Origin of the sequence: Vibrio sp. 10N.239.312.C11, from assembly GCF_041466065.1 — a bacterium.
Lineage (GTDB): Bacteria > Pseudomonadota > Gammaproteobacteria > Enterobacterales > Vibrionaceae > Vibrio > Vibrio tasmaniensis_A.
Genome location: NZ_JBFSRZ010000019.1, coordinates 50,760 through 67,218 on the forward strand (window position 1 = coordinate 50,760; position 16,459 = coordinate 67,218).

Annotated in this window: 13 protein-coding genes; 6 read left to right on the top strand and 7 right to left on the bottom strand. The window is 44.9% G+C overall.

The features are described 5' to 3' along the window. Positions 1 to 39 precede the first annotated feature (39 nt). Positions 40 to 933, top strand: coding sequence for a lipase secretion chaperone (locus AB6D07_RS10510; protein ID WP_017104291.1), 894 nt, complete (start codon positions 40 to 42; stop codon positions 931 to 933). Between the two features lie 195 nt (positions 934 to 1,128). Here the strand turns inward: AB6D07_RS10510 and AB6D07_RS10515 are convergent, their stop codons facing one another. Then, positions 1,129 to 2,772 (bottom strand): methyl-accepting chemotaxis protein, encoded by a 1,644-nt coding sequence (locus AB6D07_RS10515; protein WP_009845824.1) that lies wholly within the window; start codon positions 2,770 to 2,772, stop codon positions 1,129 to 1,131. Between the two features lie 464 nt (positions 2,773 to 3,236). On the opposite strand from AB6D07_RS10515, the gene AB6D07_RS10520 reads away from it, so the two are divergent. The 5 genes from AB6D07_RS10520 to AB6D07_RS10540 all read left to right on the top strand — a co-directional run bounded on the left by AB6D07_RS10520 (position 3,237) and on the right by AB6D07_RS10540 (position 9,329). Further along, positions 3,237 to 4,058, top strand: coding sequence for a phosphate ABC transporter substrate-binding protein (locus tag AB6D07_RS10520; RefSeq protein ID WP_009845822.1), 822 nt, complete (start codon positions 3,237 to 3,239; stop codon positions 4,056 to 4,058). Positions 4,059 to 4,182: 124 nt separating this feature from the next. Continuing rightward, positions 4,183 to 5,112 carry a phosphate ABC transporter permease subunit PstC gene (pstC, locus tag AB6D07_RS10525; protein ID WP_009845821.1) on the top strand — a complete coding sequence of 310 codons (930 nt, stop codon included), beginning with the start codon at positions 4,183 to 4,185 and terminating at the stop codon, positions 5,110 to 5,112. Positions 5,113 to 5,176: 64 nt separating this feature from the next. After that, positions 5,177 to 6,040 (top strand): phosphate ABC transporter permease PstA, encoded by an 864-nt coding sequence (gene pstA, locus AB6D07_RS10530; RefSeq protein WP_012600195.1) that lies wholly within the window; start codon positions 5,177 to 5,179, stop codon positions 6,038 to 6,040. A gap of 75 nt (positions 6,041 to 6,115) precedes the next feature. After that, positions 6,116 to 6,865, top strand: coding sequence for a phosphate ABC transporter ATP-binding protein PstB (gene pstB, locus AB6D07_RS10535; RefSeq protein WP_017104289.1), 750 nt, complete (start codon positions 6,116 to 6,118; stop codon positions 6,863 to 6,865). A 319-nt stretch (positions 6,866 to 7,184) separates the two neighbouring features. Continuing rightward, positions 7,185 to 9,329, top strand: a complete 2,145-nt coding sequence (locus AB6D07_RS10540; RefSeq protein WP_017104288.1) for a GGDEF domain-containing protein — start codon at positions 7,185 to 7,187, stop codon at positions 9,327 to 9,329. Positions 9,330 to 9,464: 135 nt separating this feature from the next. Here the strand turns inward: AB6D07_RS10540 and AB6D07_RS10545 are convergent, their stop codons facing one another. The 6 genes from AB6D07_RS10545 to AB6D07_RS10570 are packed head-to-tail and all read right to left on the bottom strand — an operon-like array spanning position 9,465 to position 16,446. After that, positions 9,465 to 11,147, bottom strand: coding sequence for a BatD family protein (locus AB6D07_RS10545; protein ID WP_029223171.1), 1,683 nt, complete (start codon positions 11,145 to 11,147; stop codon positions 9,465 to 9,467). Between the two features lie 2 nt (positions 11,148 to 11,149). Beyond that, entirely contained in the window at positions 11,150 to 13,093 is a 1,944-nt protein-coding gene (locus AB6D07_RS10550) for a VWA domain-containing protein (protein WP_372140716.1), read from the bottom strand. Then, a complete protein-coding gene (locus tag AB6D07_RS10555) occupies positions 13,086 to 14,078 on the bottom strand; it encodes a VWA domain-containing protein (RefSeq protein WP_017104286.1) in 993 nt (330 codons plus the stop codon). Before AB6D07_RS10555 ends, AB6D07_RS10550 begins: the two co-directional genes overlap by 8 nt. Further along, on the bottom strand, positions 14,071 to 14,556 hold the full coding sequence (locus AB6D07_RS10560) for a DUF4381 domain-containing protein (protein ID WP_017104285.1): 486 nt from the start codon (positions 14,554 to 14,556) through the stop codon (positions 14,071 to 14,073). Before AB6D07_RS10560 ends, AB6D07_RS10555 begins: the two co-directional genes overlap by 8 nt. After that, positions 14,553 to 15,479 carry a DUF58 domain-containing protein gene (locus AB6D07_RS10565; protein WP_029223170.1) on the bottom strand — a complete coding sequence of 309 codons (927 nt, stop codon included), beginning with the start codon at positions 15,477 to 15,479 and terminating at the stop codon, positions 14,553 to 14,555. The genes AB6D07_RS10560 and AB6D07_RS10565 overlap by 4 nt, the downstream gene beginning before the upstream one ends. A gap of 10 nt (positions 15,480 to 15,489) precedes the next feature. Next, positions 15,490 to 16,446 (bottom strand): MoxR family ATPase, encoded by a 957-nt coding sequence (locus AB6D07_RS10570; protein ID WP_012600202.1) that lies wholly within the window; start codon positions 16,444 to 16,446, stop codon positions 15,490 to 15,492. Positions 16,447 to 16,459: the final 13 nt, after the last annotated feature.

Sequence of the window (16,459 nt, forward strand, 5' to 3'; positions counted from 1 at the left end):
GTAGCACTAACCGTTTATTAAGAGAATAAGGAAAGTATGATGAAAAAGATCGCCATTTTGTCGATAACCACGATAGCCCTGATGAGTACAGCGGCGGTCTTTTTATATCTAAAGAAGGAAGATACAAGTTCATATAATAACAGCGAACAAAGCGCTTCTTCATTGAAGGTTAGCTCTCAACAAGATACCGAAATCGATAGTGCGTCAGCTAAAGACATGATGGAATATTTCGTGTCAGGCAATACAGAATTAACCCTCGAAGATATTCGCGACAATGTGGCAAAACACCACGAGCAATCACAAGCTACGATTGTCGATGAAGCACTGTTTGCCAAGTATCTTGAGTACAAGGCGGCACTGACAGCATTAGACGTGCAATTCGACAACACCTCTATATCCGCTGAGGACTTACGCGCACTGAATCAAGCTCTCCTCGATCTTCAAGCACAGTTTTTCAGTGAGAGCGAGATAAGTATTTTGTTTACCCATGACAACAGAATGAGGGAAATCGCTTTAGAAAAGTTACTTCTGAAACAAGAAGGGCTAGACGAGTCAGAATATCAGCAAAGGCTTGAGTCTTATCTATCTGAACAGCCAGATTACGTTCAAGCCAGTCATCAAAATCAGGTGTCATTGCAGCAATTATCCAGCTCTAAGGGCTTAGATGAACAAGGCCTGTACTTGAAGAGAAACGAACTGGTTGGCGAAGAAGCGACACAGAGGCTCGAAGCGCTTGATCAACAAAGGGCGGACTTTGATGGAGCTTTAGAAATTTACTTTGTTGAACGAAATGACATTTTGAATGACCCTGCACTCTCTAAAATTGAGCAACAAGAGACTATCGCACAGCTTCGGACTACGCATTTTCAGTCAGAACAACTTCGAAGAGTCGAAGCGATTGAAAGAATCAGAGCTGCTGAGAGCGATCAGTAATCTCCAGCAATTAAAAAAGCCAACTACTGATGACTCAATAGTTGGCTTAATAATGAAGGTGGGTTACTGCAATCTATACATGCTAAGTAAGTGCTTACATTTTAAGGCTTAAAGTTTGTATCTTAGAGCCTATGCCATAAGCCGTTACAGCTGAACCTTAAAGATTATTCGCCCTTAACCCTTAACCCTTACCCCTTAAACCTTAAAGAAGCCCAACTGCTGCTTTTGTTGTTCAGCGAGGTTTGATAACTCGTGGCTTGCTGCTGCTGCTTGGGTAATGCCGGTTACGTTTTGGCTTACTAAGCTGTAGATATTTGAGATATTACGGTTAATGTCTGAAGTCACTTGGCTTTGCTCTTCTGCAGCAGCGGCGACCTGAGTGTTGATTTCCGTGATATCCGTTACTGAGTTCGCAATGCCGGAAAGTGCAGAGCTTACCTCACCCGAAAGCGTCTGGTTATGCTCCAGCATAGACAGCGAACTGCTCATACTCTCATTCGCGTTTCCAGATTGAACCTGCAAGCCTTCAATGATGGTTTGGATTTCCTTGGTCGAATCTTGTGTACGTGCTGCTAGCATTCTCACTTCATCAGCTACAACCGCAAAACCACGTCCGCTTTCACCTGCACGAGCGGCTTCAATGGCAGCGTTAAGCGCAAGAAGGTTAGTCTGCTCTGAGATGCTTTGAATAACCTCAATGACATTACCAATCTTCTCTGAGTGCTCTTTTAGCGTGCCAACAACGTTCGCAGCTTCGCTAAGCTGAATCGCCATTTGCTCGTTTGCTTGGTTACTTTCATTAAACAAGCTCATGCTGTGTGTCGCCATTTCGTCAGCTTGCTTAGACGCGGAGTCGGCTTGTACTGCATTTTCGTTGACGTTTGCTGCTGTGCTCTCAAGTTGATTCACGGCAGAAGCAACTTGTTCCACTTCTTGCTTCTCTTGGTCTGAGTTCGCACTTGATTGTGTCATTACAGCAGCTAGTTCAGTCGATGCTGACGCAACTTCGATGCTGATTCGAGACAGTGAACTTACCGTGTCACGCAATTGCTCAACGGATTTGTTTACGTCTTGCGCAAGACGTGAGATCTCATTGTCTCCATGTTCTTCGGCTTTTACTAGCAGGTTACCTTTTGCTACTTCGCGCATGGTTGCCTGAATATTGTTGATTGGTTTAACAATGATGCCAGCCAGTGTCCAGCTAATAACAAGAGCAATAGAAAGAATCACTAAAAGCCCAATAGTCGCAGTATTTAGGGTGCTAGTGTGTTGCTGACCATTGGTATGGACTTGTTGAGTAGCAAGCAAGTTTAGCTTTTTAGAAAGACTGTCGATTGCTTTTACCATTTCGTTACCTGCATGGCGGTATTGGTCAATTGCCGTTTGGTAACGAGTATCAAAGTCAGAAGTTAGCACTGAATTACCGTGTTTTGCTTTTAACAGGGGAAGCATGGTATTACGTGAAAAGTTAACGTAATGGTCCATCGCTTTGCTCATTGCTGCGACTTCATCTTGCATACCTGGCACTGTGTCTAATGAGCTCAGTAGGCGTGAGTTTTGATCGCGTTTTTGATTAAGCGTTTCAACGAGTGTGTTTACATCATCAGGGTTGAACAAGCTATAGATTGCTTTGATGCGCATGCCGTAACTATTGTCGACGATTTCGCTGAGTTCTTCTTTATGTAGAATGAGTTGATCTGTTGCTGTTGATACATCTTTAAATGCGTTTTCCAGCTTGTCACCACCGATGATGACACCCGTCAAAAGTAATACGACGGAAAAGAGTACTGGAATAAGAATTTGTATTTTAATTGATAAGCCACTGAGAAGTTGGCGCATGAATTGTCCCTCTATAAATAAGTAAATGAGCCGATGCAATTGCTTTTATTATAATTATCCTGTGATTCTAACTACTGAGAATGACAATTCAATCAGTAATGCATTCGATTTAGATATATGCGATAGGTAATTGATAAATTACGGTTATTTATTGTGCAAAATGAGCGTTTTTCTTTATTTCTCTATGGTTTTCCCGTTATGGTTTGGTGTGTGGTAATTGGTAATATTCGGTATTGGTGGAATGTTGAACGATTTGGGTTAAATAGATTGAAATAAGTGTTTAACGTTTATGAGTTATTTAAACTTATTGCTTCAAGGTTATTTGACACGAAAAAAGACGAAAATAAATGTCAGCTGTCATATAGGCTTCAATTTAATGAAACACAACTGTCACATTCAGATTCTAAAGTGGGCACCGTTCAAGTTAAACACAACGGCAATAACGCCACTTAAGGAAATTTGTGATGAAAAAGACAGTTATCGGTGCAATCGCTCTTTTAGGTGCACTAACAGTGACTCCAGCTTCAGCTAAAGAAACTATTTCAGCAGTTGGTTCAAGCAGCGTGACGCCACTGATGGAAGTTTTCTCTGAAACATACATGAAAACGAATTCAAACGTATTTATCGAAGTACAAGGCCCTGGTTCGTCTGCTGGTGTTAAAGCGGCGAAGAACGGCAGTGCAGATTTAGGTATGTCTTCTCGTAACCTTAAAGATAGCGAGAAAGAAACAACACTAGTTGAAGAAGTGGTTGCTCGTGACGGCATCGCAGTCGTGGTTAACCCTAAGAATGGTCTTGACGGTCTAACGGCTGAGCAAGTAACGGCTATCTACAAAGGTGAAGTAACAAACTGGAAAGACGTTGGTGGTGCGGACAAGCCAATCGTAGCAATCACTCGTGATACAGCATCTGGTACTCGCGGTGCATTCGAAGACATCATGTCTCTTAAAATGAAGATTTCTGGCACGAAAGTATCAGCAATCTCTCAACGTGCTCAAGTTGCTAACGGTAACGGTGCACTAAAAACAATGGTTGCATCTAACCCTTACGCAATCGGCTATATCTCTTTAGGTACAGTAGATAACTCAGTAAACGCGCTTGCAATTGACGGTACTGAAGCATCTGTAGACAACGTTAAGAACGGTTCTTACAAAGTAGCTCGTCCTTTCCTAGTACTTTACAAAGAAGGTAAGCCTTCTTCTGAAACTCAAAAGTTCCTAGATTGGATGCTAACTGACGAAGCTCAATCTCTTGTTGAGAACAAAGGCTACATCTCAGTTAACTAATCTATATCTCAATTAATTAAATATTGCTCAGCCTACCTTTTCAGGCTGAGCCTTTTCTATCCCACTTCGAGTTAATCCGTACGCTTATACAGCGTGTTAAGGATTTCGATATGTGAGACTTGTTATGACCATCGCAACGAATAGTGAACAGCTTATGAATAGCGAAGCGACTCAACTGAAACGCGGCTTACGTAAAAAGAAGCGTGTAGATTGGAAAGAGCGTATTTTTCACGGCTTATTCCTTACTAGCGCAATCATCGGCATCGTATCCCTTGCTGTTATTGCTTTTTTCATCGTTAGAGAAAGTATCCCTGCGTTCCAGGAAGCGGGCCTATCGGGCATCGTGCTAGGACAGAACTGGCTACCACCAGCACTTTACGGTGTTGCTACCATGATTGTGGCATCTGTCGTATCGACATTAGGTGCAGTAGTGGTCGGTGTGCCGATTGGTGTGCTAACGGCAATCTTTATTGCTGAAATCGCGCCAAAGCGTCTGGCGGACATCATTCGTCCTGCTGTCGAATTGCTAGCGGGTATACCTTCGGTAGTTTACGGCTTCTTCGGTCTCGTTATTATCGTTCCCCTGATTCAAAACGTATTTCAAGTGCCTGCGGGTAACACGATTTTGGCGGGTATTATTGTATTGGGAGTGATGATCCTTCCGACGGTAATTACGGTTTCTGAAACCTCAATCCGTGCTGTACCAAGAACGTACAAAGAAGGCTCTTTAGCGTTAGGTGCTTCAAAGATCTTTACCATCTTTAAGTTGCTCGTTCCGGCTGCTCGCTCAGGCATTATGACGGGCGTAATTTTGGGTATAGGCCGTGCTCTTGGTGAAACGATGGCAATCATTATGGTGATGGGTAATGCGCCGGCAATGCCTGAAGGTATCTTGGATTCAGCTCGTACACTAACCGCGAACATTGCGATTGAAATGTCTTACGCGAGTGGTATTCACGCAAGTGCGCTCTATGCGACGGGTGTTGTTCTCCTTGTTTTCATCATGTCTCTGAATGCAATTCTCCTTTACTTGAACCGTGAGAAGGCGAGGTAACATTATGTCTTTAGAAAATAACGTAGCACCTCAAACTAATCCTACGAACCCGCAAGGTAAGACGATGAATAAAATCGCGTTAAAGAAAGCCCGCGCACGTAAAGACGCCGTTCTGAGTGGTTTTATATGGGCTGCTGCCGCGTTAACGGTGGGCTTCTTGTTCTGGATTATGTGGTACATCCTCTCAAACGGCTTACAGCACGTTGATTGGAATTTCATCACGGATGACTACACGCGAACGGGCGATGAGCACGGTATTTTCCCGATGATCATCTCGACCATCTACATGGTTATTGCTTCGATTGCGGTTGCGGCGCCATTGGGTATCATGACGGCAATCTACCTGACTGAATACGCAAAAGTAGGCAGTCGCTTAGTTAAGATCATTCGATTTTGTACCGAGTCATTAGCAGGTATTCCGTCAATCATCTTCGGTTTGTTTGGTATGACATTTTTCGTGGCTATTTTAGGTTTAGGTTTCTCTATCCTATCGGGCGCGTTGACACTGAGTATCTTGATTCTTCCAGTGATTATTCGTACTACTGAAGAAGCATTGATGGCGGTATCTCAAACTTATCGCGAAGGATCGTATGGTTTAGGTGCTTCTAAAATCTACACAATCTGGCGTTTGATTCTACCAAGTGCAATGCCGGGTATTATCACTTCAGTTATTCTGAGTATTGGTCGTGTTATTGGTGAATCAGCGCCAGTATTCTTGACCGCAGGTATGGTTGCTCGTATCCCAGATTCACTATTGGATTCTGGCCGTACATTAACCGTTCACTTATATAAGTTAACGACTGAGCTATTTACCATTGAAGAATGGAATCAAGCATACGGCACAGCAACAGTACTGATTGTTCTTGTACTGCTGATCAACACACTCACGAAGTTGATCGCAAGACGTTTTAATACTGCAACTTACTAAGCAGGGTTTTCTAGAGCCAAATGAGCTCCTAAAACAAAAACAGTACAGACTTTGACGAATTACGAGATTACGAATATGAACAAATTTAATATTAAAAACCTAGACCTTTTTTACGGCGAAAACCAAGCGCTTAAATCAATCAACCTACCCGTGCCAGAGCGCCAGGTGACCGCTTTGATTGGCCCGTCGGGTTGTGGTAAATCAACGCTATTACGTTGCTTGAACCGAATGAACGATCTTATTGAAGGTGTAAAAATTACCGGCCTTCTTGAGATGGATGGCGACAACATCTACGGCAATATCGATGTGGCTGATCTACGTATCAAAGTCGGCATGGTTTTTCAAAAGCCAAACCCATTTCCAATGAGCATCTATGAAAACGTGGCATACGGACTACGTGCTCAAGGTATCAAAGACAAAAAGCACATTGATGAAGTGGTTGAAAGTTCACTTCGCGGCGCGGCGCTTTGGGATGAAGTGAAAGATCGTTTGAAAGCACACGCATTCGGTTTGTCTGGTGGTCAGCAGCAACGCCTGTGTATTGCTCGCACCATCGCAATGCAACCAGACGTAATTTTGATGGATGAACCTACTTCAGCACTTGATCCGATTGCGACACACAAGATTGAAGAATTGATGGAAGATCTGAAGAAAGACTTCACTATCGTTATCGTAACGCACTCAATGCAGCAAGCTCGTCGTATCTCCGACCGTACGGCTTTCTTCCTAATGGGAGAGCTTGTAGAGCACAACGAAACCAGCGTCATCTTCAGCGAACCAAAAGATGATCGCACTAAAGGTTATGTAAACGGTGACTTTGGTTAATTGCTTAATCGATAACGTGGTCAATACCACTAACTGAAACGCAGGTTAGATAATCGATTCGATTTACAGAATTATCACTATAACTATAAGCGATGGAAGTTTTGCCCCACTTTAGGTGGGGCTTTTTTATGCTGTTAAAAAGCATCACATGTCGACGAAATTTTGGGCAGGAAATCCCATTTTTGTAGTCCTTCTCATGCTTGTGATAATGCAAAAGGTTAAATTGCGACCCACTTAACATCTCATTTTTAGTTACATTGATTGCATATCAAGGCTTCTGTATTTTTGCGTTATTCTTATTAGCCAATGGACCAACGCCGTGCATGTTAAAGCCTTTGCAAAACAAATATCTGCTACGCGTGATCACCGTTTATTGGCTGAGTCTCTGTTTGACTACTTGATTAAAATGCTTGGCCCCCAAGGGGTCGGAATATTTGCAGAGCCAATACCAGAAAGCGACTCGTTACCGTTGTTTTCCTGCGGTGAATTAACTTCTCTTGATCATTACCCTTCAACATTTTGGCCATGGGTTTCACAGTTCGACACTGCAGACGGTGTGTTACCGATGTCGCTCAATACGTGCAAGTGGGAGCACAGTAAAGCGCTTGGTGGAGAGTCGTTCATCATGATGCTCGACAACGCACCAGCCTGTAGAACTTATTTAATTATTCAAAATTGCATCGCAGAAAAAGTTAATCAAACCTTTGACCAAGGGCTGGATGGCCTTCAATTAGCGGCAGCTCGCTGGCAGTGTATTCGCGCAGAAAAAAATGCAGCTATCGAGATTAAGCATAGGGATACACGTGAAGCGCAATATCTTGATGAAATTAAGCTTCGAGAGTTGTTTGTCGAGAATATGAAATTGGTTCATCAGGTGGCGTTAGAACTCTCGAACCCTGAATCATTGGACGCACTCTACAAAGCATCGGTAGAGGCGGTACGCGATAGACTTGGTTTTGATCGCGCCATATTTATGTTGCTTGATATGAAAAAGCGTTGCTTTAGTGGCACCTATGGCACCGATGAACTAGGAAAAACCAACAGCGAACATCACACTCAATATGACCTGCATCAGCTTGAATCGGAATATATTGAGGCATTGTCTGACAACCACACTAACTTGGTCGTTATTGAACAGGCTCCACTCTACACTGAAGGTAAGGTTGTAGGGCAAGGGTGGAATGGCATGCTTATTTTGCGTGAAGGGGATAAACCCGTAGGTTGGATTGCCATGGACAACTACATTCACCGCTCGCCAATTACCAATTACCAAAAGCAGATGCTTGAATCGTTCGGCTCTCTGCTGTCTCAGATATACATTCGTAAACGCCAAGAACTGAACATCCGAATGCTGCATTCGAGTATGGTTGAGTTGTCTCGCTGCGATAGCGTCAGTGCTGTATGTAAGTCTGCCGTCAGTTTTGCTATTCAGCATTTAGGCATTGATCGATTAGCCGTTTTCCTTACCGATAAAAATTGCAGTTACATGCAAGGTACTTGGGGTACCGATATAAAAGGCGATATTGTCGATGAGTCTTATTATCGATCAGAGCTGGTAGAGCGCGACATTGTATCTGCGGCCCGCGCTTGCCCTAATCAAGTTGCTTTTGAAGAATCGGTCCCAATTTATCATGATTATAATATTGTCGGAGTTGGCTGGACGGCAATGACAATGCTCACCACAAATACAGGCGTTCCGATTGCATTTATCGCTGCGGATAATTTGCTAACACGAAGCCCTTTAACTTCACAACTGCGTGAAGTGATACGTATCTTCGCCTCTAGCCTTGCTGAAGTCTTACAAAGAACCATGGCGCAAGAGGAGATCAAAAAGCTCAATGAAACCCTAGAACAAGAGGTTAGCAAGCGAACTCAAGAGCTTGAAAATGCCAATGAACAGCTTGATGTGATTTCTAAACTCGACCCGCTGACTCGCCTTGGTAACCGCCGTATGCTGTCACAAGTTTTAGATGATCTCAATTGTGAGGAACAAGGTGCATTTGCTACGCGGAATGAGGTCACCTTTGGGTTAATTCTTGTCGATCTTGACCATTTTGGTTTGTACAACAGTGTCTATGGCCATACTGAGGGGGATGTCGCTTTACGTGCCATTGGCAAGATACTGAGCTCTCATGTTTACGGTGATCAAGAAACCTTCTGTCGTATCGGCGGTGAGGAGTTTATGTTGTTGATGATCGGCACCAATCACACAACAACAAAGCAGCGTGCAGAGTCGATTCGACAAAGTATTGAAGATGCAAAAATTCTCCATTGTAAAAGTAGCACTAGCCAATATTTAACCGCGTCTGTGGGTTATGCATCGATAACTTCGGATCAGCGCCAGTTCGATTTTGATTTGTTGTATGGCAAGGCTGATAAGGCTTTGTATAAGGCGAAAGATTCAGGGCGAAATAGAATTGTCTCTGCTCTAAAGCGAAGAAAGGTTGCGGCTACACTGACTTAGTGTGGTATCTGTTTTTCCTGTTCTTAAAAACGACTGAAGCCGTGATGCTCACAAGGTGGTCATCACGGCTTCGTTCTTTTTTTGACTTAGATTTTCTGCTTAATTAGCTTTCTGCTTACTTAGAGCGCTGGTTAATTACAGCCTTTCTAATGTGCTCTTGTGTTCTTTATTCGAGATGCGTTTTGGTTTCTTAACCGCTTTGATTACCTCAGAAGGATCCCATGACTGACTTGGTGAGCCAGCTTCAGCATAGAGGCTCTGATTTAGCCTGGTGAGCTCAGCTTCGATTGTTTCTAACGTCTCATCACTCAAGTCTGGGTTTTCTGTTTTCCACTGTTCGAACAAAGTTCTCGTCTTCACACCGTCTTTCATTTTCAGAGCGGCAATAAGCGCTTCTGCCGTATCGGATTGACGTTCACCTTTTTGCTTTGGTTTTACTGCTGCGCCGCGGCGTGACCAGAAGTAGAAAGCAATCGCAGAACTGGTTAACCACAACACAGCAAACAGCGCTGTTAGATAAGGCCACATTCCTGGGTTTTCAACGGTAACAATCGTCGGGCTGGCTTGTTGTGTCGGCGCTTCAATCGTTGGAGGAGGCGTACTTGATGCAGCTTGCTCGCTAGCTTGTACCGACAACTCAAGACCAAGCGCTTTAGTGGTTTGTTCCGATTGCGTATCGGTGTTGAACCAAGCTTGAGAAACATCAGGAAGAGAGATCTTTCCAGCCTCTTTCGGAATCAAGACTTGCTTGTAAACAACGACAGCATCACCGGATTGAGTGGTGCCAAATTGCGGTTTCTCTTCATAAACACGTATCGATTTAGGGTAGGTGACGTTCAGTTTCGGCAGTTGGTGTTGTGTTAAGTTGCTAGCCGTCATAGTGATAGTTCGAGTTAGAGAATCGCCCGCTTCCAATTCAAAACCTTGCTTATTACTATCGAAACCATCGCTATCTGTTAGCTCATTACCTTGGCTGTCTGACCATTTCTGTAGCAACTTAAAGTCGGAGGTTGGTAACCACTTACCTTGATAGCCTTTTGGTACAGGCTTGACGGTGACATTTAGACTTTCAACAGGAGTATCGAGCTGGAAAAGGCGAGTTTTGCTTGAGTTGTTGGTTGAGTAAACAACAGCACCGGTTAACTTTGGCCCTTGAAGCTGAAATTGTCCTGCTTGCTGTGAGGATATATGGAAAGATTGCTGAACAACTGTGACTTCTTGTCCGTTGATAACATCTTGGAACTGTTTCGACTCACCGATGGGTTCCACGTCCAAATTTGATGAGTTTGGTAGAGAGATTTGGGGATCTTGTAATCTTCTTGGATCCGCTTTGATGATGAGCTTTACATCAAGCTCCGCGACCTCTTGAGGGTATAGCGAGTCTTTACTCAGATTAAGTTGAAACTCGGCCATATCACTCTGCTTTGGAGCGGCTTTATTAATCGAAACGTTGATGGTGATAGGTTGGGTTTTGGTGCCTTCAATATCAAAGCTAGGAATATCTAATCGGCCTAATCGAAGTGGGGCAAGAGTAATATTCCACTCGCTAGAAACAGTGCGGCTACCATTGACGATTCGCATCGATGACCCAAAGCTTGGGGTGCCGACGTAGAAATTCTTCTGAAGGGAGGTTAGGTCTAAAGCACCAGACGATACTTTTTCATCGGTCGCCACTCTAAGTAGGAAGACTTCATCTTTAGTTACGCTGTTTTGTGAAACGCTCGCTACGGCCGTTGCTGCCAATGCAGAGAAGGAAGAGAAAGCTCCCAGCAACAAAGTCAGGAGTATTGAGAAAAATGGCTTGTTTAAAGATCGCATGGTTACCACTTTTTGTTTTGGTTGTTAGGAGCACTTTTTTGGCGTGCTTGTAGAATCATTTGCGCTTTAAGCAGTTGGCTCGGGTCACGGGCGCTTTCTACTTGCTCAAGCTTTCGCATATCCGGATCGCTCGACATAGGTTGACCTGATGCTTGTGCTGCAGCTGGTTGAGTGTTGTTATCACTGTCTTCCTTAGCAGCCTCTTGTGCTTGGGCAGTTTGAGATGCTGAGTCACCTTTGTCCTGTGAGTGTTTATCTGCTTGATCCGCTTTGTTTTGTTGCACAGCTTGCTTGTCGCTTTCTTCATCCGTCTTGGAATCAGAGCGGCTATCATCAGCTTGGCTTTGGTCAGTATTCTGATCTTGGTTTTCACTTTGATCTTGTTTGTTGCTTTGATCTTGGCTACCACTTTGACTTTGCGACTTCCCATTGTCAGCTGAGCTTTGTTGTTGATCCTGCGAGCTTTGCGAAGAATCGTCTTGCTGACCTTGCTGACCTTGCTGACCTTGCTGACCTTGCTGACCTTGCTGACCTTGCTGGTCTTGTTCGTTTTGGTCTTTGGACTCAGAATCGTCTTGCTGTTGCTGTTGCTGTTGCTGTTGCTGTTGCTGTTGCTTCCGAGCCTGTTCGACAATCTCTAGATTCTTCTTCGCGTAAGCATGTTCTGGGTTACTTTCGAGAATACGTTGATACTCTTTTATCGCTTGGTCGTACTTACCTTGCTTTGCTTGTGCATTGGCGAGGTTGTAGCGAGCATCTTCGCCAGAAAGACCTTGTAGCGTCTGTTCGGCCGCTTCGAAATCACCGGCTTTGTATTGCGCGATGCCTTTCCATTCTTGTTGTTCGAACTGTTCTGCGGCTTGTTGAAAGTCCTCATCTTGATACAACTGATAACCCACTTGGTCATCGGTTTTCCAAGGATTTGCAAACGCAGTATTCGGTTGGCTGAACGAGACAAATACAGCTAGACCACACCAAATGACCCCTTTTCGAAATAGCCCAAGTGCAGGAAGTAACAGAAACGGCAATAACCAGAAACCGTTGTTCACTCTGGTGTTGAGTGAGTTATTGGTTTTAGTCACTTCTGATGTTGTCGCAACTCGGTCGAGGTAACTTGCGATGTGTTCAACGTCTGAGTTATCCAATTGCAATTCAGTGAATGTGCCGCCAGAGCGACGAGTCAGGTCGCGCATATTGTCTACGTTGGTTTTCGCAACCACGGTTTGTCCTGAGTCGGTCTGTAACATCGAACCTGTAGGTAACGAGATCGGCGCGCCGCTTTCCGTACCTACAGCCAAGACTGATAACGTCCAATGACTACCAGAGAGTAGCGAGTCGATATCTTTCTTCTCTTGACCATCAATATCATCAGCAATCAGTACTAGATCGCCTTGGTAGATATGAGCATGAGTCATCATCTCAATCGCAAGCTTAACTGCCGATGCTGCATTGCCGCCTTGGAAGGGCATGATATCTGGTGATAGGTTGGGTACGAGGTTCTTGATGGTGTTGATGTCAGACGTTAGCGGACTGATGGTGTAAGCATCTCCGGCGTATGCCACCATTCCCGTTAGGCCTTCTTTCCAGAGTGATAGTAGATCCAAAGCCTTGTATCGCGCCTGTGTTAAACGGTTCGGCTTAATATCAGTGGCATACATAGACATCGACATATCCATGATCACAACTCGCGCCTGTGTTTTTTCAAAGCTTGGTTGTTCATTTTTTTCAAAGCTTGGACCGGCCAATGCGATGACACCGACCAACCACCAAACACCGAAATAAGTGCTGAGGTTTTTCGAGGGTTTGTTCGATTCAGGAGCCAAATAACGGGCGATGTGTGACGCTAATAACCCTTGCTTGGATTGTCTCTTGCTAAGCCACCAAATTGCGGGCAGCACGGCAAGAGCCAAGAACCAATATGGGTCGATAAAAGTAAAGTTAGACATTGTTTCTCCTAATGGCTAACAGCATAAATGCAAAGAACATGGCCGCAGACAGAGGCCAGACAAACCACTCTTGTTGTGGTCGCCAGATCTTAGTGGCATTCGTCACGGGCTCTAACTGGTTGATGGTGTCGTAAATCGTTGCCAGCTCTTTGCTGTCTCGCGCTCGGAAGTACTGACCGCCAGTACGTTTGGCGATTTCCATTAGAGTACGTTCATCCAAGTCTTGAGCAGTATTGACCTTACGAGTCATGAAGAACTCTTTGACCATCATTTCACCCGCACCGACACCCACGGTGTAAATTGTGGCGTTGTATTTCTTTGCAATATCCGCCGCTTCAAGTGGATCTAATACGCCCGCGGTATTACTGCCGTCACTGAGTAGAATCATTACACGCTGAGGAGCGTCGCTGTCGACAAAGGTTTTGGTGGCAAGGCCGATACCATCACCGATCGCAGTTTGAGTACCAATCAGCTTTAGCACTGCCTGATTCAGCTGTTGTGAAAGCGTGTCTCTATCTAACGTCAGTGGCGTCTGTAAGTAGGCGTGATCAGCAAATAGCACCAATCCGACTCGGTCGCCTTTTCGTCGCTCAATAAAGTCACTCAATACATGTTTCACCGCAGATAAGCGATCGATGTATTCGCCATTGAACTGCATGTCTTCTTGGCTCATCGAGCCGGAGAGGTCGACAACCAACATCAAATCACGGTGTTTCGGCTGAAACTCAACCGGTTCGCCGTACCAAACTGGACGTGCCATCGCAGTCACTAATAAAAGCCAGGTGATGACCGATAACGCCTTGGGTAAGCGACTGCTCGGTGTTTTGGTATTGCTGTCCTCGGGCAAAAACGGAAGCCTTAGGGCGTTGTTCGATTCCGCCTTAGGCGAGAGCAAGTAAACAAGGATTGGCAATGGCGCTAGGAAAAACATCCACCACCAAACAAACTCGATATTTAGTAAGCTCGTGTTTAAAAGATCAGTCATAACGACCTCGCTTTGGAGGAAGGGCTTTACGAAGCCAGATTTCGCAGTCGTTAACCAATTGCTGTTGAGCCTTTTTCTGTTCGTCGGTCATTAAGGTTGCATCTTGGTAGAGCGCTTGTTGCCATTGCGATTGTTTTGCGGCGAACAAAGGTTTTGCCAATTGCGCATCTAAGAACGTCAACCAATCATCACCAGATAAGCCTGCCACTTTTTCGCGTGGGAAATAGCTTAGTGCTGCCTGACGAACGATGTCTTGAGCTGCACTCGGAGACAAGGTATTTGAAGGCTGACTATCACGAAAGCAAGCAAGTGCTTCGTTCTTCGCGTATTGGTTCTTTTGTCTTTTGTTTGCAATGAAAAATACTAAGGCGATCAGAACAATGGCCGTGATAATGATTAACCACCAACCCCATGCCAAAGGCCACCATGACGGTGCGCTTGGCGTAATAATAGGGCTCAAGTCGAGAGGTTGATTCATGACTGAACTCCTGATACTTGGCTCATTAACGATTGCGCACAAGACAATGAACTGTATGGGATCGCCAAAGAAAGGCTCATTTGCATAAGCTGTTGTTGCTTCTGATCAAATGCGTGACTGAGCTTTTCCTTTTCCTTGCTTGATGAAAAGTTAAACCATTGCGTTTTATTGCCGTCGGTGATCTGTTTTGAACCTTTGAAAGCAGTGACACCTTGCTCTAATGGATCGTAAAAATGCACCAAGCGAACCCGATTATGTCGACGTATTTGATTGATAAGTGAGTAATTACTTTCGCTATAACGAACAAAATCACTGAGCATAATGATATCGCTGCCTTTCGGGCAAAGCTGATGAAGAGACTTCAGCCCATGCTCTAAGGTTGTGTTGCTGTGATTGTTTGGGTTAGTCAGCGCTGCGTTATTGATTTCTATGACTTTTTGTAAAATACGCAGCGGAGCGTGGTTGCTAGCACTGGGTTTAATCTCAATGATCTCTTGGCCAGTATCGATCACTGCACCAATACGGTCTTTTTGAGCGACGGTTAACCAGCAAAGTTGGCTGGCAAAGTGTGCGAGTTGAACCGATTTAAGCAACAAGGTTGAGCCGAAAATCATACTGCTCGACAGATCTAAGAACAAAATCACAGGCTGTTCTCTTTCTTCAGAAAACAGTTTGGTGTGCGCCTTGCCTGTTCTCGCCGTGACGCGCCAATCAATGCTGCGGATATCGTCGCCCGCCTGATATTGACGAACCTCAGAGAAATTCATCCCGCGACCTTTACGATTGCTTTCGTGCTGGCCGTTAAGTTGCGACCACAGGCTCTTGGCTGGAGGCAACCAGCGAACAGACTGCGCTTTGTATTGCAGCAGTTCGTCCAGGTTTAACGTGACGCCGTCACTATGGTTGGGTAATTGATTCTTCATGCGCGTATCCCTATGCGCTACCAACCAACGAGAGAAGGTGTGCGATCACTTGGTTTGCTGTGACCCCTTCGGCTTGTGCGTGGTAGCTACGAAGCAGGCGGTGACGCAGTACAGGGAATGCCATCGCTTGAACATCTTGTGGAGTGACGTAATCTCGTCCTGCAAGCCAAGCGTGAGCGCGGGCACAACGGTCTAACGCGATGGTTGCACGCGGGCTAACACCCATGTCTAACCATTGATCAAGCTGGTCGCTGTATTGCTTAGGTTGGCGCGTCGCCATTACCAATCTGATGATGTACTGCTCAATGGTGTCTGCCATGTGAATGTTGAGCACTTCTTGGCGAGCTTCGAAGATAGTTTGTTGAGAAATAGGCTCTGGTTGAACTGGTTGATTGCCTTGAGCTTCGCCTCTGTTTAGGCGCAAAATCTCCAGCTCACTTTCCATGTCTGGATAAGCCACTTCTAAATGCAGCAAGAAACGGTCTAATTGAGCTTCTGGTAGCGGGTAAGTGCCTTCTTGCTCAATTGGGTTTTGCGTTGCCATTACCAAAAACAAATCGGGTAAGGCATAGGTTTTTCGTCCCGCCGTCACCTGCTTCTCAGCCATCGCTTCTAGCATTGCGGCTTGCACTTTCGCCGGAGCACGGTTGATCTCATCCGCCAGAATAAGCGAGTTGAAAATCGGGCCCGATTGGAAGGTGAATTCTCCCGTTTCTGGACGAAATATATCGGTACCCGTTAAATCAGCAGGTAACAAATCTGGCGTGAATTGAATGCGGTGGAAGTCTCCCTCGACACAGTCAGCCAATGATTTTACTGCGCGAGTTTTTGCTAGCCCGGGAGGCCCTTCAACGAGGATATGACCATCGGCCAAAAGGGCTATCATCAGCTGCTTAACAAGCTCTTTTTGACCAATGATTTGAGACTCTAAATAGTTTTGAAGGACTTCGAAATTTGTTTTGTGCATTTTGGACTCTCTG